The organism is Embleya sp. AB8 (assembly GCF_049739465.1).
Taxonomy (GTDB): Bacteria; Actinomycetota; Actinomycetes; order Streptomycetales; family Streptomycetaceae; genus Embleya.
Genome location: NZ_JBMHHY010000010.1, coordinates 209,113 through 228,572, shown reverse-complemented (window position 1 = coordinate 228,572; position 19,460 = coordinate 209,113). Strand labels below are relative to the sequence as shown.

General features: G+C 70.8%; 14 protein-coding genes and 3 pseudogenes. 7 read left to right on the top strand and 10 right to left on the bottom strand.

Translation table 11 applies throughout. The annotated features are described in order from the left end of the window. Positions 1 to 103 precede the first annotated feature (103 nt). Positions 104 to 1,280, top strand: a pseudogene (locus ABIA38_RS16630) (IS3 family transposase). Positions 1,281 to 1,477: 197 nt separating this feature from the next. On the opposite strand, the gene ABIA38_RS16625 reads toward ABIA38_RS16630, so the two are convergent. From ABIA38_RS16625 to ABIA38_RS16615, 3 genes are all read right to left on the bottom strand, one after another. Then, positions 1,478 to 4,870 carry a S8 family serine peptidase gene (locus ABIA38_RS16625; protein WP_424639416.1) on the bottom strand — a complete coding sequence of 1,131 codons (3,393 nt, stop codon included), beginning with the start codon at positions 4,868 to 4,870 and terminating at the stop codon, positions 1,478 to 1,480. Positions 4,871 to 5,373: 503 nt separating this feature from the next. Continuing rightward, positions 5,374 to 5,604, bottom strand: a complete 231-nt coding sequence (locus ABIA38_RS16620; protein WP_424639415.1) for a hypothetical protein — start codon at positions 5,602 to 5,604, stop codon at positions 5,374 to 5,376. Positions 5,605 to 5,657: 53 nt separating this feature from the next. After that, complete coding sequence (locus ABIA38_RS16615) at positions 5,658 to 6,125, bottom strand: N-acetyltransferase family protein (RefSeq protein WP_424639414.1); 468 nt, start codon at positions 6,123 to 6,125, stop codon at positions 5,658 to 5,660. 70 nt (positions 6,126 to 6,195) lie between these two features. Here ABIA38_RS16615 and ABIA38_RS16610 point away from each other — a divergent pair. Further along, a pseudogene (locus tag ABIA38_RS16610) lies at positions 6,196 to 6,876 on the top strand (transposase); the annotation flags it as partial. A 156-nt stretch (positions 6,877 to 7,032) separates the two neighbouring features. Here ABIA38_RS16610 and ABIA38_RS16605 read toward each other — a convergent pair. After that, the gene (locus ABIA38_RS16605; protein WP_424639413.1) at positions 7,033 to 8,574 is read right to left on the bottom strand and encodes an alpha/beta fold hydrolase; all 1,542 of its coding nucleotides are present in this window, start codon (positions 8,572 to 8,574) and stop codon (positions 7,033 to 7,035) included. A gap of 189 nt (positions 8,575 to 8,763) precedes the next feature. Here ABIA38_RS16605 and ABIA38_RS16600 point away from each other — a divergent pair, with 189 nt between their 5' ends. After that, a complete protein-coding gene (locus ABIA38_RS16600) occupies positions 8,764 to 9,039 on the top strand; it encodes a hypothetical protein (RefSeq protein ID WP_424639412.1) in 276 nt (91 codons plus the stop codon). Between the two features lie 1,182 nt (positions 9,040 to 10,221). Here ABIA38_RS16600 and ABIA38_RS16595 read toward each other — a convergent pair. Then, positions 10,222 to 11,211 (bottom strand): helix-turn-helix transcriptional regulator, encoded by a 990-nt coding sequence (locus ABIA38_RS16595; protein ID WP_424639411.1) that lies wholly within the window; start codon positions 11,209 to 11,211, stop codon positions 10,222 to 10,224. Positions 11,212 to 11,324: 113 nt separating this feature from the next. Between ABIA38_RS16595 and ABIA38_RS16590 the strand changes: the two genes are divergently transcribed. The 4 genes from ABIA38_RS16590 to ABIA38_RS16575 all read left to right on the top strand — a co-directional run bounded on the left by ABIA38_RS16590 (position 11,325) and on the right by ABIA38_RS16575 (position 13,962). Further along, positions 11,325 to 11,792, top strand: coding sequence for a VOC family protein (locus ABIA38_RS16590; RefSeq protein ID WP_424639410.1), 468 nt, complete (start codon positions 11,325 to 11,327; stop codon positions 11,790 to 11,792). A 57-nt stretch (positions 11,793 to 11,849) separates the two neighbouring features. Continuing rightward, positions 11,850 to 12,902, top strand: coding sequence for an aldo/keto reductase (locus ABIA38_RS16585; RefSeq protein WP_424639409.1), 1,053 nt, complete (start codon positions 11,850 to 11,852; stop codon positions 12,900 to 12,902). 260 nt (positions 12,903 to 13,162) lie between these two features. Continuing rightward, a complete protein-coding gene (locus ABIA38_RS16580; protein ID WP_424639408.1) occupies positions 13,163 to 13,438 on the top strand; it encodes a hypothetical protein in 276 nt (91 codons plus the stop codon). Continuing rightward, a complete protein-coding gene (locus ABIA38_RS16575; RefSeq protein ID WP_424639407.1) occupies positions 13,399 to 13,962 on the top strand; it encodes an LLM class flavin-dependent oxidoreductase in 564 nt (187 codons plus the stop codon). The genes ABIA38_RS16580 and ABIA38_RS16575 overlap by 40 nt, the downstream gene beginning before the upstream one ends. Here the strand turns inward: ABIA38_RS16575 and ABIA38_RS16570 are convergent. From ABIA38_RS16570 to ABIA38_RS16550, 5 genes and pseudogenes are all read right to left on the bottom strand, one after another. Further along, a pseudogene (locus ABIA38_RS16570) lies at positions 13,932 to 14,246 on the bottom strand (CocE/NonD family hydrolase); the annotation flags it as partial. The gene ABIA38_RS16575 and the pseudogene ABIA38_RS16570 overlap by 31 nt on opposite strands. A gap of 159 nt (positions 14,247 to 14,405) precedes the next feature. Next, a complete protein-coding gene (locus tag ABIA38_RS16565; protein ID WP_424639406.1) occupies positions 14,406 to 15,425 on the bottom strand; it encodes a 1-aminocyclopropane-1-carboxylate deaminase in 1,020 nt (339 codons plus the stop codon). A 133-nt stretch (positions 15,426 to 15,558) separates the two neighbouring features. After that, positions 15,559 to 16,371, bottom strand: a complete 813-nt coding sequence (locus tag ABIA38_RS16560) for a hypothetical protein (protein WP_424639405.1) — start codon at positions 16,369 to 16,371, stop codon at positions 15,559 to 15,561. Positions 16,372 to 16,738: 367 nt separating this feature from the next. Beyond that, complete coding sequence (locus tag ABIA38_RS16555) at positions 16,739 to 17,935, bottom strand: hypothetical protein (RefSeq protein WP_424639404.1); 1,197 nt, start codon at positions 17,933 to 17,935, stop codon at positions 16,739 to 16,741. Between the two features lie 560 nt (positions 17,936 to 18,495). Next, positions 18,496 to 19,242, bottom strand: a complete 747-nt coding sequence (locus ABIA38_RS16550; RefSeq protein WP_424639403.1) for a DUF4232 domain-containing protein — start codon at positions 19,240 to 19,242, stop codon at positions 18,496 to 18,498. Positions 19,243 to 19,460 lie beyond the last annotated feature (218 nt).

Genomic DNA, 19,460 nt, shown 5'->3' with positions numbered 1-19,460 from the left:
CTGCTGCTGCCCCCGTCGCTGGAGGACTGGCTGCGGGCATTTCCCCTTCATCGAGGACACCCTGATCATTGGATCGTGAAGATCCATAGGACAGGAGTTCCCGTTGGGGACGTCGAAGTACATCCCTGAGTTCCGGGCCGGTGCCGTCGCGCTGTACCGCGCGAGCCCGGGGCGTACGTATGCCTCGGCGGCCAAGGACCTGGGCGTGAATCACGAGACGCTGCGGGTCTGGGTGCGTGAGGCCGAGCAGGCCGCCGTGCGCGGTACTGCCGAGGCCACCGCCCTGACGCGGGAGAACAAGCAACTCAAGGCCCGCGTCAGGGAATTCGAGCTCGAGCGGGAGATCCTGCACCGGGCGGCCGAATATTTCGCGGGCGAGACGAACTGGTGATCCGCTTCCAGTACGTTGCCGACCACCACGACGCCTACGGCGTGAAGCGGCTGTGCACCCTCCTGGCCGTCTCCCGTTCCGGTTTCTACCGCCGGCGCGAGGCCGGCCCGGCCCGCGCCGAGCGCGAGCGGGCCGACCGGGTCCCGACCGAGCGCATCACCGAGATCCACCGGGAGTCCGACAGCACCTACGGCAGTCCCAGGATCACCGCCGAACTGCGGGGCGAGGGCCGACCGGTCAACCACAAACGCGTCGAGCGACTGATGCGCCGGTCCGGCATCGTCGGGGTGCACCTGCGCAAGAAGGTCCGCACCACGATTCCCGCACTCGACGCGACGCCGGTGCCGGACCTGCTCCAGCGGGACTTCAGCGCCACCGCTCCAAACCAGAAGTACGTCGGCGACATCACCTACCTCCCCATCGGGGACGGACAATTCCTTTACCTCGCAACAGTGTTGGACCTTCACTCCAAGCGGCTGGCCGGCTGGTCCATCGCCGACCACATGTGCACCGAACTCATCGCCGACGCCCTGCGGGCCGCCGCCGACACGCGGGGCGGGAACCTGCGCGGAGCGATCTTCCACAGCGACAACGAAGCCCAGTACGCGTCCAGGGAGTTCGCGGCGCTCTGCGACCGGTTCGGCGTGATCCGATCACCCGGAGCCGCCGTCGTACCAGCGCCGACAACGCCGCCGCGGAGTCGTTCAACGCAGGCCTGAAACGGGAGACCCTCCAGGGCACGAAACGCCGGCCCGGAGCCCGCGCCGCCCGCCTCTCGGTCTTCCGCTGGGTCACTCGCTACAACACCGGACGACGGCGCTCCGCCCTCGGCCAACAGAGCCCGATCACCTACGAACAACGATCAACTACGCCAACCATCGCCGCATGACAACCGGTGTCCTCGATCAAGGGGAAAGCCCCCCGGACAGGTACCTCCTCGAAGAGGTCATGAGGCTTTCACGCCTCTCCCCCACCCCCAGCTCACGCTGGGGACGTTCCTGCCGCCGGCTCCGGGGCAGACGCCGGCCCCGTCCCACCCGGGACGGGGCCGGCGCCCGGCTCCTGCGGCGGCCTACCGCGCCGCTGTCAGTTGACGGTGTAGCTGTACGGGATCTGCGCGAGGACCGAACCGGTGCTCCCGGCCGAGCTGTTCGCGGTGGCGACCCCGCCCGGGCCGGTCACCAGGTACAGGACGCCGCGTACGACGCTGCCCTTCGCACCGGTCGGGGTGACGGTGACCTGCAGGCTGCCGGTGGCACCCGGCTGGACGGTCACGGGGGTGGTCGCCGGGGCCGAGGCGTTCACGGCGGCGGCGAACGGGTCACCGGTGCTGGAGGTGAGCGCCGGGTCGAACGCCTGGGTGTGCGCTGTGGCGGTCAGCGTCGAGCTGCCGGCCGGGGCGCCGGCGGCCGGGAACGGGCCGATCTGCTGGACGGACGTCGACCAGACACCGGGGGCGATCGGCTGCCCGGGGCGGCCGGCGTCCTTGGCCACCGAGATGGTCGAGCCGTCCTGGGCCTTCTTCAGGTCGCCGAACAGGTCGGGCGAACCCGTCACACCGCTGATCTCCAGCTGCGCGGGAGTGGTCGAGGCCGCCACCGCAGTCAGCTTGTCGGTGCCCGGCGGGATCAGGAAGCCGGGGACCGTCGAGCTGATGCTCAGCGGCAGCGCAACCGTCGCCGAGGTGCCCTGCGGCACCAGCGGCAGGTCGGCCCGGCGCTCCAGTCGGCCGTCGGCCTGCACCGACTGAACGGCCGTGGTGTTGTTGGTGTAGTTCACCGTCACCGTGACCGGCTTGCCCGGGGCCAGCTTGATGGCGGTGCTGTTCGGCAGGCCGGGCGCGGTCGCCCGGTCCTGGTCGAGGCCGACCGTGCCGGTGAAGGACTGGCCGAGCTCGGCGCCGCTGACCGGGTTGAGTATCACCAGCGCGAAGTGCCAGCGGCCCTCGGCCGGGTTGACCGCGGTCGCCGAGACGCCCGCACCGGTACCGGTGACGCCGCCCTGAGCGTTGGTCAGCGCGTTGGTCTCCGCGTCGGCCGGCGTGCCGTTCGGGCTGATCAGCACCGCCTGCATGAGCAGGTTCGGGTCCTTGGCGACGGTGACGCCGACCCGGACGTCGTGCTTGCCCTTGGGCACGTCGAAGGCGTAGCTGAAGGTCTGCGCGGGTGAGTTGGAACGGGCGTTGCCGCCGGTGATGGTCCCGGTAAAGCTGCCCGCATTGTCCTTGACGTCGACCAGGCTGCGCAGGATGACCGGCACGCTGGTGGTGTGGCCGTTCGAGCTCGCCACGGTGATCGACTCGGTGGTGTCACCGCTGGTGGCCGGGAGGGTGAGCGGCACCCGCAGGGTCCTGCCGGCGCCGGGCGCCAGGGTGACCACCTGCGGGCTGACCGTGCCCGTCGGCACCGCGCGCTGGGTGGCGGTGTCCAGCAGCACCGGGCCGGTGAAGCCCATGGTGCCGGCCGGGGTGTAGAGGACCGCGGTCCACTCACCGGCGACCGGGCGCGGGACGTCCACGATGCCGAAGTTGGGCGAGACCGCGCCGCCCTGCGGACGGGTGTTGGTCTCCAGGCGGCCGGACGGGTCCAGCAGGGTGAGCCGGACCACCGGGGTCACCGTGCCGGCTCCGGACTGCTGGGGCGCGCCCTGCCACGCGATCGACGCGGCGAGCCGGTCCGCGCCGGCCGGGACGGTGAACTTCACCTGGTGCTGCACCCAGGTGGCGCCGTTGGTGGCGTACTTGAACGTCGGGTCGGTGGCGGAGTCGATCCGCACCGTCTGCTGGGCGTCGCCCAGCGGGGCGAACGTGCGGGTCGCGCCGCTGACCGTCTGCTCGGTGCCGCTGGTGTTGACCACGGTGACGTCCGTGCTCCGGGTCGTCCCCGGGTGACCGGTGATGTCGACCTGGCCGGAGGTGACCGCGACGGTCCGGCTGCTGTCCGCGCCGGTACCGTTCTGGTAGCTCCCGGCCGCCTCGGCGGCCGCGCGGACGTCCAGCAGGCCCGCACCCTGCTCCTGGGCCGGCAGGCCGAGGTCCTGGGTGGTGCCGGTGAGCAGCGACTTGACGACGGCGGGCGTCGGCGAGACGCCGTGGTGCCCGATCCGGTACGCCTGTATGACCACCGCGGCGGCGCCGGCCGTCAGCGGGGCGGACTGGCTGGTCCCGCCGAACGACTGGATCGAGGCCGGGGTGCCCGCGAAACTCCCGCACCCGGTGTACCTGGTCAGGTCGGGTGTGCAGAGCGCCCAGTCCGACTCGCCGGGGGCGACCAGGTCCACGGTCCGTCCGGCGTTGGTGACGCCTGCGGAGGAGAGCGCGGAGATCCGGTTGTTCGACCAGGTCCCGTTGGAGAACTGGGCGCCCGCGTAGCCGGTCTGCAGGTAGTTCTGGTTGTCCGTCGAGGCTCCGACGGCGATCACCTTCGGGTCGGTCGACGGGGTGCCGACGGTGCCGTTGATGCCGGCATCGCCGGTGGACACCGTGACCGTCACACCGGCGGCGACCGCCTGGTCGTTGAAGAGCGAGATGGTGTCGTGCGCGCCGCTGTCGGGCACCACGTTGCTGCCGAACGACTCGTTGAGCACGTCGACGTGGGCCACCGAGACGGCGTAGTCGATGGACTGCAGGATCGCGGAGTTCGGGAGCAGTTCACCGCCGGCCTTGAGGGCCACCAGCGAGGCGCCGGGCGAGATGCCCTTGATCCGGATGTTGCAGCCGGCGGGCAGCGCGTGCGCGGGGTTGACGAACTTCGACACGTCGTAGACCTGGCGGCCCTGCGCGATCATCGCGGAGGCGTCGCCGAAGGCTTCGGCCGCACTGCTCGGCGCGTCCCAGCCATCGCCCGAGAAGTCCTTGTAGTCCACAACGGCGTGCGAGCCGTCGGCCCTGACGAAGTCCGGGTTGTTCACGTCCAGGCCATCCGCTATGTAGGCGACCTTGACGCCGGTGCCGTCCGCCAGGGCGGCGGCGCCGGGGTGGTCGGGGGTGCTCTCCACATGGGTGGTGTAGAGCGCCTCGGGCTCCAGCAGCGGCTTCGCCGGGTCACTGGGGCAGACCGTGTTGGTCGCGTTCTCGGCGCCGGCGCCGGCCGCCCCGGGAGCGGCGGGGGCGGAGGGCGCGGCGGCGGACGCCTTGGGGCCCGCCGGTGTCTTCGGGTCGGCCCCGCCTGCCGGGCCGCCGGGCGGGGCCACCTTCACGCTCTCGTCGGCGACCACCGAGGCGACCGCCGGATCGGCTTCCAGTGAGGCCCGCAGCGCGGGGCTCACGGTCGCGGAGAAGGCGTTGCCGACCACGAAGCTCTTGACGTCGGTGCCACCGTTGGCCTTCACCCGGGCGAGCAGCGGGGCCTGCGCGGAGCCGGTCCGCTGCTTGCGCGCGTCGAGGTGCCCGGCATCGGCCGGGGCGCTCGGGACCTGGTCCTTGAGAACAACGATCACCGGTGCCGGAGCGCCGCTCTGCGAGAGCGTCTGAGCACTCACCGGCGTGGGGAGCGGGGCACCGTTCGCGCCGGTCCCGAGGGCGAGGACCACGGACGCGGCGGTGCCGGTGACGGCTGCAGCTAACTGTGCTTTACGCCAGCCGATCATGAACATCCTTTCGTCTGACAAGACGTCAGGTGGCATGCGCCCAGAACACGTGTGATCCGGAGTCGGACACGTGAACGCTTCTGGAACGCCCCTCCCGACAAGCTCAGGCATTCCAGCGCATCGACCGCGTCCGCGACAAGGGGCGGGAGGGAGGGGATGACGGGGCGACAGGCGAGTCCGGCGTCCGACGTCCGGTCAGCCGCAGATCAGCGGGGGTGCGTAGTCTTTTCGGATAATCCCAGAATTGACCCGTGCCATACCGTGGGTACCGGCAGCCCCGCCCGGAGCGCCGCTCATAGGGCCGCAACCAGGGCCGCGACCAGCGGCCAGGACGCCGGCATCCCGACGCCGCGCCACCGGTCGCCGGCCCGTCAGCCGGTCAGCCGGTCAGCCGGTCAGCCGGTCAATCCATCAGCCCGCCAGTCGGCCCAGCGGTCCGGATGGATCGCTCCGTCGGAGGTAGCCCGCAGTTCCTTCTCCCGGGCATCCGGAGAGGACTCCTGCCCGGAGGATCCGGAGACACGTAGGTACTGCGCCTCGAGACGGACACGGTCCGCGCTGCCGGTGACCTTCATCGACTCGACATCGACCGAGGAGAACCTGCGCTCACGTCCGACCCAAGTCACCGGAATCTTCCCCGAGTCAGCCCAAAGACGAAGCGTCACCGGCTGGTGGTTGATCAGCCGGCGTGCGACGGCCCGATCTGCCGCCTGCAGAGGTAGAACAGCTCGGGGTCGCCCTCATCAAGGCCGTGGAGCAGGCCGACCGGGCTCCATCCGGCTCGTTGGAGCAGTCGCTGCATCGGCTGATTGGAGACGTTGGTCGAGGTGAACAGCTTCGGGGTCGTGCACGAGGCAGCCACGGCGTCCAGCAACCGATGGCCAACGCCTCTGCCGCGGGCCGATGACGCCACCATCAGCATCGTGACGAAGCCCTGCTCGAAGAACGTGTACTCAACCACGCAATAACCAAGAAGCCCGGAATCGCCCTCCGCTACGACCACGAGGCCCTGCCGGCACCACCGTCGGATGCTCGCCGGCCGCTCGCCGTCACCTTCCACCGCGACCGAGTCGATCCCAACCAGCGCGTCCGACTCCGACTCACTCGCACGGCGCACAACGAAGTCGCCGCGGTCCACTGCATCCATGAGTCCATGCTGTCAGCATGCGCCGGAAGGCCACCCTGTTCCCGGACATCCATCGCGGACCAGGTCGTAAGCCGACACCGGAGACGAGCAGGCCCTCACCGATGCCGGTGAGGCCGCCGCCGCGAAGGCCCGGCCCAAGACCAAGGCCCAGGCCAACTTCACCGACCCCGACTCGCGGATCATGAAAAACAGCGACGGCGCCCACATCCAGGCCTACAACGCCCAAGCCGTCGTCGACGAGCAGCACCAGGTCATAACCGCCGCCGACGTGACGACCGACGCCTCGGACGCCCTGACCTACACCACCATGCTCGACCGGTCCGCCGCGAACACCGGCGTCCACCCCAAGCAGGCCCTGGTCGACGCCGGCTACTGCTCCGAGACCAACCTCGAAGCCGCACGCCGGCACCAACTGTCCTGCGGCACCGACACGTTGATGGCTACCGGACGACTCGCCCACGACGAACAGGTCCCGCCCGCACCCCGCGGACGCATCCCAGCGAACGCCACCCTCAAGAAACGGATGGCCCGCAAACTGCGGACCAAGTCCGGACGGGACGCCTACCGGCATCGAAAGTCCATTGTGGAGCCCGTCTTCGGACAGATCATGACCTGCCGGAACGGCCGCCAACTCCTCCTGCGCGGTGAAGACGGCGCCCGCGGCGAGTGGCGACTGCTCGCCGCCTGCCACAACCTCCGCAAGATCTTCCGACACGCCGGGCCCGCCGGACTCGCCACCTCGGCCGGCTGACCAACCAGGCATCCCCGACCCCGCCACCGGGCCCCACCCGGCCGAACCCCAGACCGGCAGGACCTGCCCGCGGCCCCACGGACGCCAACCAGACGACCTCGACCGATCCCACCGATCACGGACGACCAGCCGCTTGCCCGTTACCGACCCACGCTCCTAGCGGTCGCGGGCCTGGCGGAAGGCGTTCCTGAGTTCGCTGACCAGCGGTCCGGGGTTCTCCCAGCCGGGGTAGTGTCCGCCGTGCTCCCGCTCGTTCCAGCTGATGAGGTTTCGGTAGCGGCGTTCCGCCCAGCGCCGGGCGACGGGGAACGGCTCGGCCGGGAACAGTGTGCAGGCTGTGGGTACGGTCACCGGCTGTGCGTTCTCCGCCTCCGCGCCGCGCGGAGCCCACCGTACCGCCTCCCAGTACCAGCGGGCGGCGGAGGCGCCGGTGCCGGTGAGCCAGTACAGGGCGATGTCGTCCACCTGCTGTGCCACGCTGACGCCGCCTCCCGCCTCGGGCCGCGTGTCCGAGAAGGCGACCAGCGCCTCGCCCAGCCACGCGGCGAGCCCGGCGGGAGAGTCGAGCAGGGAGTAGCCCAGGGTCTGGGGGAGCACACTCTGGACGATCACGTGGGTGGGGCCGGTCCGCAGGAACCTGTCGCGTTTGGCGATCATGCGCTTCTCCGCCTCGTCGGCCGTTGCCAGGTCCTCGGGCAGGGGCGACGCGATCGGCATGGTCAGATGCAGGGCGGCGACCCGCTCGGGGGCCAGCCGAGCCAGTTCGGTGCTGATGAACGCGCCCCAGTCGCCGCCGTGCGCCCCGAAGCGCTCATATCCGAGCCTGGTCATCAGGTCTGCCCAGGCACGTGCGGTACGGCCCGGGTTCCAGCCGGGTTCCCGGGGCCGCTCGCTGAAACCGAAACCGGGCAGAGCCGGTACGACCACGTCGAAGGCGTCCGCAGCGGAACCGCCGTACGCGACCGGGTCGGTCAGCGGCCCGATGACGCTCTCGAACTCCAGCACCGAGCCGGGCCAGCCGTGCGTCAGCAGCAGCGGAAAGGCGTCGGGCTCGGGCGAGCGCACGTGCCAGAACGCGATGTTCAGGCCGTCCAGTCGGGTGCGGTAGTGCGGTATCGCGTTCCAGCGCTCTTCCAGGGCTCGCCAGTCGTGCCGTCGCCAGGCGTCCAGCAAGCTCCGTAGGCGTTCCAGGCCGATGCCCTGCGTACCGTCCCGAACCGTCTCCGGTTCCGGAAGCCGCGCGCGGTCGAGACGCTCCCGCAGGTCGTCCAGGTCGTGTTCGGGAACGTGCACCGGAAAGGGTTCGATCTCAGGCATGGCGCCGAGGCTAAACCAGGGCCGCCCCACGTACAACGCCACTGCGGTGGCGGGGTCTTCGCTGCGATCGACGTAGTCGGTGTGCAGGTCGGCGACGTCGATGAAGGGGCCTTCCAGCGCGTAGCCGGCGTTGGCGACGACGACGTCCAGCGGGTCCACATTCCGCTCCACCTCCGCGACCGTGTCGAACACCGCGCGGTCGTCGGTCACGTCCAGGACGCGGCCGTGGGCGCGCCCCGGCTCCGACTCCTCGAAAGCCCGCAGATCACCTACCGAGCGAACCGTGCCGACCACGGTGTGCCCGGCGGCCGGCGCGGCCCGGGCGAAAGCCCGCCCCGGGCCCGTGCCGACACCGGTGATGAGCCGGTTGCGCTGCTCCATCGCTCCTCCGGAAGGGGGTGTTCCGAAGAGGCGGTACCGCCTCTTCGCTCAAAAATCCACACCACGTCGATTTTTGTTATCGGCGCGTAGACTTTTTGGAAGTGGGCCAGGACGTATCGCGGCCGTCCGACCCGGCCTCGGGGCCGGAGAATCGGCCGCCGTGGAAACCGCCTGGCCGACGGGACGCCCGTGGCGTCCGGCACCCTGGCCGGGCAGGTCGCCGGGCGCTGCACGACACCGCTGTCGACCCGGCCGGCACCGGGCCCGGCCGTGCAAGGCGTGACGGCGACCGCGGCGCCCAGACCCTCGCGGGCGCAGTCGGCGGGGTTCTCGACGCCGCCGACTTCCAGGGCAACCTGCGGGGTACTGCCGCTGTCCTCGAAGGCCCGGCCCCGGCCACAGCAGAACGCTCTCACCTCCGCCGTACAGCAGCTGCCGAGCAAGCCCGAGCGGCTGTACGAGTAGCGCCACGCCACCGGACGCCCGCCCCGGCTCACCGTTGCGCCATCCGCCACCCGGCGCCGGAACGAACCCTTGACATCTCGACAGCCTGCGACCGTCTCGGCCACCGGCCCGCGGCCGTGTCGGTCAACAAGGCCACGCGGTGGTGATCGCACTGTCCGCAGCCGTCATTCCCCGCGGACGGCACCGGGTTCGTCGGGCCGCGTCGGACGGTGCGTCTTCGGCTGCGGCGTGCCAAGATCCCCGCCACTTACCTCACCCGACGGCATTCGGCGCCGGCCTCGGCGCGGCCCGTACGCCCGCGGAAAGTGGTCCACGCCCCGCACGACCCGCTTCTCGAAATCGACCTCGACCTCGACCTCGACCTCGATGTCCGGCTCCGGCCATAGCGCCGCATGTCCATCCCGGTGGCCGTCGTCGGCCGGCGGCCGGCAGGTCCGGCTCGGCCGGCACCTGGGTCGGAACGTCGAGCAGCACGGTCGCGGCCGGCTCGGTGAGCACCCGGTTCAGGCGCGGGCAGGTGCGGCACGGACCCCTCCGGCGGCTACCGGGCGTCGAGAACTCGGAACGCATCAGGCCCGTGTGCCTGTCTGTCAAACCTCTGATTCGCCCCGAGCGCGACTCGTACCTGCCCCCGGACCCTGCTTATCCCAGCACCCGCCCGAGGAAGCCGCGCAGGTAACCCGCGACGACGTCCAGGTGGCTCTCCGGCAGGAAGTGACCGCCGTCGATCCGTCCCGGGGTCCCGGTGGCAGCGGAATGAGACCTCCAGCTTGCCGTCGGATCCCTTGGCGGTCTCCGGCCGGAGCGCACGAGCGCCCCCGATGCCGAGGGAGACCCGCGGTCGGCCGCGTCGGTGCGGTTCGTCGGGTAAGGCGGCCGGCAGGCCGAACGCGGTGAGCAGCGCGGCGCGCAGCCGGGGCAGGGCCGGTTTCGCCGCCACCGGCACGCGGTGTACCGGGATGCGGGGCGGGAGCAGGCGCAATGCTTGGTGGAGCGCGATCGTCTTGCCGTGTCCGGGGTGGCCGTACCCGCGCCTGATCCCGTGGGCGGCGACGGTGCGGGCGAGCGCTGTGGATATGGGAAAGCGGGACAAGAGGGTGCGGAACAAGCGGATCGGGCCGCGGAATCACCCGCGGGTCCTCGCGGCCGGCCGTGGAGTTCGCCGGCATGTGGCCTGCTGCCCTATCCGATCCCTGCGGCGCGGCCGGCGCGACGGGACAGCTCCGCGAACGCCGCACCCAGCTCCGGCGGGCCAACCACCTCGATCTCGGTGTCGAAGCGGGCCAACGCCGCCGCGAGGGCGGCCCAGGACCAGGATCCCGTCGTCAACCTGGTCCGGTCGGCGCCGAGTTCCTCGACGCCACCGTCGCCGACGAAAGGGGCCACCTCCGCCACCGGCAGACCGAGGATCACCTCGCCACGGCAGGGCCAGGCGTCCGCGCTCTCGGAACCCTTGAACCGGGCCGACAGGAAGGCGGTCACGTCGCCACCCGGCACTTCGCGGGGAGCGAACCGCGGCCCGGTCGGGAGCCGCGGTGTCATCCGGTCGACCCGCAAGGTCCGCCAGTCGCCGCGGTCGGGGTCCCAGCCGACGACGTACCAGCGCCCGGCCCGCACCACCAGGTGATGTGGCTGCACCCGGTGCCGCAGGCGCGGCTCGGCATCCTCGGTGCGCCCCGGTGAGCGGTAGTCGAACCGCAGCTCCTCCCCCGCGCGGACCGCGGCACTCAGCGTCAGCAGGATCGCGGTATCGACCTGCGGATCGACGCCGTGCCCGGCCGCGCCGATCTCGAGGGCGTCGACCCGCTGCCGCAACCGCGACGGCAACACCTGCCGCACGGTGGCCAGCGCCCGCGCGGCTGCCTCCTCGATGCCCGCGCCCGTCCCGACGGCGATCCGCAACGCCACGGCCAGCGCGACCACCTGCTCCTCGTCGAACAGCAGTGGCGGCACCTGGCTGCCCGCTTCGAGCCGGTAGCCGCCGTCGGGGCCCTTGATCGCCTGCACGGGGTAACCCAACTCGCGCAGCCGGTCGACGTCGCGGCGCACGGTTCGCTCGCTGACGCCGAGCCGCTCGGCGAGCAGGCCGCCCGACCAGTCGCGGCGGGCCTGCAGCATCGACAGCAGCGCCAGCAGCCGGCTGGAGGTCGTCGTCGAGGAGGCGATCGGCATGTTTTCACCATGCCACAAGTAGCGGACGTTCCCTGACCTGTACTGCCGGCATCGTCGGTCCCGTCGCCGGAAACCTCCGGCACCGGAAATCACTCGTGAAGGACCCGAACACGATGTCGCTCAACGCTGTCGCGCACCTCAACTTCCACGGCCAGGCCCGCGAAGCCCTGGAGTTCTACCAGTCGGTCTTCGGCGGCCGGCTCACCATCGCCACCTACGCCGACTTCGGAATGCCCGCCGAACTGCCCGGCGCGACGAACGTCGTATTCGGTCAGGTCGTCGCCGACAACGGCTTCCGAGTCATGGCCTACGACGTGCCCGGCGAGCACACGCCCGCCGCCCCCGGCGCGCCCACCACGCGTCGGGAAAACGGCACCACGATCACCCGGGAACCGTTCTTCCTGTCCGTCCGCGGCGACAGCGTCGACGAGGTCACCCCCGTGTGGGAGGGCCTCGCCAAGGGCGCGACCGTGATCGAGGCGTTCGGTCCCGCCCAGTGGGCGCCTGCCTTCGGGATGCTGGCCGACCGCTTCGGCGTCACCTGGATCGTCGACGTCGCGGCCGAGTACACCCAGGCCTGACCGTTCCGCGAGGTGTGCGGCCGGACCGGCCGCACACCTGCACCCCGGGAGAAACCCATGCGAACCCGTCCACTCGGCCGGACCGGCATCCAGGTCAGCGTCTACACCCTGGGCACGATGATGTTCGGCCCGTACGGCAACCCCGACCCCGACTACTGCGTCCGCATCGTCCACCGCGCCCTCGATGCCGGCATCAACGTCATCGACACCGCCGACGTCTATGGCGGCGATGGTGAAGCCGAGAAGATCATCGGGAAGGCCCTGCGCGGCCGCCGCGACGACGTCGTCCTGGCCACGAAGTTCAACGGCCCGATGGGATCCGACCCCAACCGGCGCGGCAGCTCCCGCCGGTGGATCGTCTCCGCGGTCGAAGGGTCGCTGCGCCGCCTGGGTGTCGACCACATCGACCTCTACCAGGCCCACCACCCCGAGCCCGGCACCGACATCGAGGAAACCCTCGGCGCGCTGACCGACCTGCTGCGCGCGGGCAAGGTCCGTGCGATCGGCCACTCCAACCTGCCCGCCTCGGACATCGTCGAAGCCCAGTGGGTGGCCGAACAGCGCGGGCTCGCCCGCTTCCGCTCCGAACAGCCGCACTACTCGATCCTCAACCGCGGGATCGAACGCGAGATCCTGCCGGTCTGCGAGCGCTACGGGCTGGGTGTCCTGGTGTGGAGCCCGTTGGCGATGGGCCTGCTCGCCGGTCGCCTGCGCAAGGGCAGCGCGGAAACGGCCTCGGCCGGGCGCCTGCACTGGGCACGGCAGCACATGACCGACGAACGCAAGCTCGACGCCGTCGAAGCACTCGCCCGGATCGCCGAGCAGGCCGGACTGTCGCTGCCCCACCTCGCTCTGGCGTTCGTGACCGCCCACCCTGCGGTCACCTCGGCGATCATCGGCCCACGCACACCCGACCAGCTCGACGACCTGCTCGCGGGAGCAGACACGCTCCTGGACGACGACCTGCTCGACCGCATCGACGAGATCGTGCCGCCGGGAACCGACGTCGGACCCGTCGACGTCGCCTACGTCCCACCGGCGCTCGCGCAGCCGGAACTCCGCCGACGCACCACCGAAACCCGGGCAGCGCGCCGACAGTCGCCACCGTGACGACGGCTTCGGCATTCACGGTGCTCGCTCCGGGGCGATGGGTTCGGCCGGGCCGCCGGTTCCGGCGCTGCGACGCCGGGGCCCGCAGGAGAGCCGGAGCCCGCAGGAGAGGGGTGTCGGCCCTTCTTTTTGCCGGTGGTGATGACGAGTCGGGCTGCTCTTCTTGCCGGTGGTGATGACAAGTCGGGCTGCGATGTCGGGCAGGCTCATCTCCTGGTCGCGCAGGTGTACGGCCATGGACACCATGTGGTCGTCGGCGAATGGCGGTCACCGCGTCCTTCACCGACGAGGAGGTCCCGGACGGCCACATCCGGATCCGGCGGTTCGACAACGAGGCGCAGCGCGTCGAGTTCGAGGCCGCCGTCCACGACGGCGACCACTGGAACGACGTGATCGACCCGGTGGTGAAAGACCTGTCGATCCCTGGGAAGTCCGTGGCCACCCGCGCGGCCCCGGCGCCCTGCCTCGCCCCGGGCCGACCCGTCCTCGGGCCGCGGTGCTGCGTTACCTTTCCGGCGAAGGCGGCGTACAGCTGATCGCGGGCCGGCAACCGGAGAAGGGCGACACCCGCCCGTGGCTGCTGGCGTCCAGCCCGGGCAGCGCGGAACTGGCGGCGCGACTGGGACTGCCGATCGCGCTGGCGCACCACATCCGCCCGGATCGCACGATCGCCACGGCAGCACGTTATCGGGAACTGTTCACGCCATCACGGTGGGCGGACCGGCCCTACGTGATGGTCGCGGTCGAGACGGTCGTGGCGGACACGGAGGCGGAGGCCGCACGCCTGGCCCGCCCGACCGACGTCGCGAGATCCAGGCAGACCCCATCGGCGCTGCTGTCCCCGGAAGAAGCAGCCGTCTACCAGATTTCGGAAGAGACCCGCGGCTACGTGGAAGCCACTGGTGCGGCACAGGCACGCGGCACGGTGACGACGGTACGGCGACGGTTCGCGGAGATCGTGGAGCAGACCGGCGCGGACGAGCTGATGTTGTACGCCTCCATTTACGACGCCGACGCACGGATCCGCTCCTATGAACTGGCCGCCAAAGCCGCCGAGTAGGCCCAACGACGACACGCCACGCACCGCAGGTGCGGTGTCCGGGCCCGCGCGGTCCACCACTGGGTGAGACCTTCGTAGCTGAGCCCGACCATGCCGACCCGGCCCGTGCACCAGTCCTGCTCGGCGACCCACTCGATGCCGTCGTAGCCGTCGTCGCCGTCGTCGCTGTCGTGCACGAAGGGCCGGAAGTCGCCGTCGGAGTCGTCGCGTCCGCGCATGTCGATCATGACGTAGGCGTAGCCGGCGGCAACGAGCCGCTGCATCCAGATCCCCGGCTTGCGGTTGTAGGGGGTCCGGCGTGGGGGTCCGTGTCACCACTGCCGAAAACGGACCGTCGCCGGCCGGGACCATGATGTCGCCGGCCGGTTCGATGCCGTCGCGCATCTGGATGCGGCAGTTCCACAGGGCTCAGACCTGTGTCGTGTTCCCCTTCAGTGCGGGCATCAGAAGGCCTTGGCGTACGCGTTCAGCGCCGGCTGGCCGCCGAGGTGCGCGTACAGCACGTTCGAGTCCTTGGGGATGTCGCCGTTGCGGATCAGGTCGATCAGGCCCGCCATCGACTTGCCTTCGTAGACGGGGTCGATGATGATCCCCTCCGTCTTGCCGGTGAGGCGGATCGCGTCGAGGGTCGACGGGACGGGGATGCCGTACTCGTCACCGGCCCAGCCGGGGAGCACGGTGATCTCGTCCTCGCGCAGGTCGCGCCCGAGCCCGATGAGCTCCGCTGTCCTTCGGGCGATGCGATCGACCTGGTCGACCGTCTTCCCCAGGGTGGCCGACGCGTCGATGCCGATGACGCGGCGGGGGCGACCGCCCGCGTCCTCGAGTGCCGCGAAGCCCGCGATCATCCCCGCGTGTGTCGAACCGGTGACGGTGCAGACCACGATGGTGTCGAAGAAGGTGCCGAGTTCCCGCTCCTGCCGGGCCACCTCGTAGGCCCAGTTGGCGAAGCCGAGACCGCCGAGGCGGTGGTCGGATGCGCCGGCCGGGATTCCGTAGGGCTTGCCGCCGCGCCTTTCCACGTCGTCGAGCGCCTGGCGCCACGAGTCGCGGAAGCCGATGTCGAAACCGGCGGGGTCGAGGCGCACCTCTGCCCCCATGACGCGGCTGAGCAGGATGTTGCCGACTTCGGTGCTCGACGGGTCGGTCCAGGAAGGCACCCAGTTCTCCTGGACGAGGACGCATCCCAGCCCGAGGTGGGCGGCGACCGCGGCGACTTGCCGGGTGTGATTGGACTGGTGGCCACCGATCGACACCAGCGTGTCGGCCCCTTGGGCGAGCACGTCGGGGATGAGGTATTCCAGTTTGCGCGTCTTGTTGCCGCCGTAGGCCAGGCCGGAGTTGCAGTCCTCGCGCTTCATCCAGATCGAGGCGCCGCCGAGGTGGGCACTCAGACGTGGGAGCGGGTGCACCGGGCTGGGGCCGAAGGTGAGCGGGTGGCGGGCGAAGTCCTCAATGGACACGGCTCGTTCTCCTCTGTGGATACGAAGATCGACGACGAGGGCATCAGCGTGCCTCGTGCGATCAAACTGTCACTCATCCGGTTGCCCTGCTTCGTGGATGAGGCCGAACCTCGGGTGTGGCTTTGGGCCGGAGTCACGACAATCGGCGGGCGGCACGGGAGGCTTCCTGGTTGTTGCGGCCCCGCGCGGCGACGGCCCAGGGGCGCAGGGCGCCTCTGTGGTCGATCCAGAGGTGCTCGGCCGGGTTGCCGGCCGCGCAGCAGTGGTTGGGAACCACCGCGACCCGGCTGCCCAGCGGAGGCAACGAGGCTTCGCCCATGTCCACGACGGCGTGGTGCTCGGGCTCGATGATCATCCGGGAGTCCGCCACGACGATGTCCAAGAGCGTGTCGAGCGGATCCGCGTCACCGCGCCACATCGCGACCTGCGCGAGCGTCATGCCGTTCCCCTCGGACGTGTTGCCGCTCAGGAGCAGGATTCCGTCGGCACCGCCCGCGTTCAGGTAGGAGTTGTCCCAGTCGGTTCCCGGGGCTCGGATGGCGTCCTTGACCGTGGCTCGGAAGTCCTCGCGCATGAGCTTGCCGCGCAAGGCGTCCGGACCGCCGTCGTGGAACCGTGGAGGGATGATGCAGGCGTCCAGGCCGGTGGCGCCCGCCTCGTACGGATGGATGTCGGCGGTGATGGCGAGGCCGGTGGCCCTCGCTTCCTCGATGCGCTTGATCGCGGAGGCCGTCACGGGCTGGTTGCCCCGGCCCGCCGCCTTCAGGTGGTAGACCTCGGCCCGCGCTCCCGACCTCTCGGCGATCGTGATGAGCTCGTCCAGGCTCTCGAGCAACGAGGCGAACCCGTTGCGGATGTGCGAGATGCGGATGTGCGAGATGTAGAGCGCGTCATACTTGGCGAGCACCTCGGCGAAGGCGGTCAGCTCCTCGGTCGAGGCGTACATGCCCGGGGCGTGGATGCCCGGGGCGTGGATGAGGGCGGAACCCAGCCCAGTGCGCCGTTCGCCGGCTCTTCGTCGAGGAGCCCGCAGGCGGCGGCCGACTCGCCGGCCGTCAGCGGCCCGTTCCTCCACCGCCCGAGCCGGTCCGCTCGTATGGCAACGGCGAAGTCCCATGTGGCAATCCGCAGTTGTCGACTACGTACTGTCATATGACTGAGTCGCGGGCTCGGAGTCGGCCGCAGTGCTGCACTCGTATCCGAAGTCTTGCGCATGGCCGTGATCAATGACGACGAGCGGGCGGTGGCCGGAATCCACTCCGCAAGTGTTTCGGCACAGGCTGCGGACGCGCGGTCGATTCGACCCGCCCGCGTCAGGCCATCGCGTCGATGGTGATGATGCCGGTACGTTCGGGGCCGACCAGCAACAGGCAGCCGTGGAAACCGTAGTCCTCGTCCGATATCTCGAATGGCAAGCCGATCCCGTATGCCGCCGGTCGGCCGTCGCCGGGGGCGCCCGCGACCTGCGCCGCGGTTGCGTCGAACACGTCCCGGCCGAGGAGGGCCACGAGCCGGTCACCCGGGAAGCGGGGCTGGGAGTCGTCGTCGATGTCGTAGTCGTCGATCTCCCCCATGGCCCACGCGCCGCTTCCGGCCATCGAAACGTTGTGTTCCTGGAAAGCGGCCAGGAACTCGGTGAGGGTTTCCTCGTCCAGCGGACGGAGCTGCTCGTCCTCTTCCCACCATTCGTCGTCCACCAGTCGTGCCCAGTGGTCGGATTTTCGCCACCACGCGCGGACCGCGTCGTCGGGGTCGGCGGGGTCGAGCCCGAGGCCGTGGGGCACGATCCGCACCTCGACCCGCATGCGCTCGTTGTTGCTCAGCCAGACGAACTCGCCGAGCAACTCCGCCGCGCACTCGGCGCGGCCGGCCGGCTCGGCCCGCCGGTCCGCGCCCGCGTACGACCCGCCGAGAAATGCGGCAGAAGGCGCAGCGGTGATGGACAGCCGCAGCGTGTCCCCGAGGTGGGATCGCACGAGCAGATGCAGTTCATCGTCGAGTGGTGCGCCGCCGGGCTCCGCAGCGACACCGACGCGGAGCAGGTCCCTGTGGCCACCGGCCAGTTCCGCTGCCAATACGGCGATCAGCTCCCGGGCCTGTTCGTCCGGAGCCCCCGCATCCGGGCCCGGGGCGAGCGCACAGGGCCCCGATGGGCCCGGGGCGAGCGCACCGGTCAGCAGCCGCTCGATCTCCTCGGCGACCTCTTCCGCCGGACGCGCGCTCGTCCACGAGTGGCCCAGCCGCTCCGGCACGACGATCGTGTGGTTCACCGTCTCGACGGCCACGGGATACCGGTGCCCCGACGGTCCGTCCTCGGTGGACGTCTCCGGAAATCCGCCGTATCGGGTGACCTCCGCCGGTGACGGCGGCACATCCCACAGCCGCTCCGTCGGTGGCGGTGCCTGACCGCTCACCGGCACGCACCGGTACGCGGGCAGATCGGTCCCCGGCCGCGTCGGCCCCCAGTACTGCAACAAGCGCATCGCGGCAACCGGATCGAGCGATGTCATGCGTACCCTCCTTGCCGGCCCGAGCCCCACTCCGATCCGGGCTCGGCGCGACACACGCTAGCCAACGGCACTGACAACCAAGGGCGTTGAGCGGCACGAGGTCACAGGTCCCGGGCCGCTTCGACAGACGCCCTCAGCGCATGGTTTCGACGGAGTAAGTGCGCCCGGGAGCACAGAGACAAGGGCTTCGCCGCCAAGGAGTTCGAGACCGATCTCGCCTTCCAGAGCGTCGAGTTGCTCCGTCCGTCGACCCCGTTCGGGCCAATGCGCCGCCCATGCGTCGACCTTCGGGCGTGGCGGGCGGACGTGCGCGGTCGTGCCGTCGTCGACCGCGAGGAAGTCGTCCCGGGGATCGACGGGTTCGGGTTCGGCGGTGGTCGGCGCCGCCGGTGCGTCGTGCCGGCGGCGCTCTCGAAAGGACAGTCCGTCCGGCTGACGCGTGGGCGGCAGTTGCGGTGAGCTGACGCGTGGGCGGCGGCTGCGGTGCGCCGATCGGCCGGTGACCGGTGCCCTTCGACATCGACGCCCGAGGTCTTCGTCGGTCTGGCGGGTCGTGTGGGTCAGCCGCCCTGGCCGGCGCTGCCGATGGGGCCGACGTTGACCGGGGAGCCGGCGCCGTCGACGACGGGCAGGGTGGGGGTGCCGGGCCAGTTCAGGGTGATGGCCTTGGTCTCTCCGGGCGGGGTGACCTGCAGGCCCGTGACCTTGACGCCGTAGTCACCGGTGGCGCCGGAGGGGTAGGTGATGCCGAACGACACCGACGTGCCGCTCTTGAGGACGAACGGGTCGGCCGGGGCGCCGACGCGCTTCGCGGACAGGGGTCCCTTGGCGGTCTGGAGGTCGACGCCCGCGAATCCGGACATCGTGCAGTTGTGGCCGATGTTCTTGAACGTCACCGCGACGGTGAGTTCGGCGTCGCCGCCGATGGTCGCGTCCTGCGCGGTAGCCCTGAGGTCGTCGGTGCGGCACTTGCCGATCGAGCCGTTGTCGCCGCCGCCCCCGCCTCCGGCGGTCATGGCCTGTCCGCCGGAGCTTTTCCCGGCGGAGTCCTTCCCAGCGGAGTCCTTCCCGGCGGAGTCGGTCCCGCCGCCGCCCCCGCCGGCTCCCGGGTTGCCGCCCGTGTTGCCGCCTGTGTTGCCGCCGGTGGTCGACGCGCCGGTCGCGGCGGCCGGCGGGGCGACGGGCGAGGAGCCCTGCGCGGCCCCCGAGTTCGAGTTCGAGTCCGTGCCCTGGCACGCCGTCGTCAACATCGCGCCGCCGAGGACGGCCGCGGAGACGAGGAGGGCGGTGCGACGGTTGCGGAACATGAACGACCCCTTGATATCCGGTGGTTGGAGCCGAAACACCCTCGGCCCCTCGGTGCCTGCCCGACCACCATGGCCGGGCCGCCGGCCCCGGCGATACCCCGGTCGTCGCACCACGACACCGCTGTCACAGAGCGGTGACAAGGTCACAAGAAGGAACGACAACCACCCCGACCGAGCTGTCCAATACTCCCGACAACACCGCGTCTTCCCTGGTCACA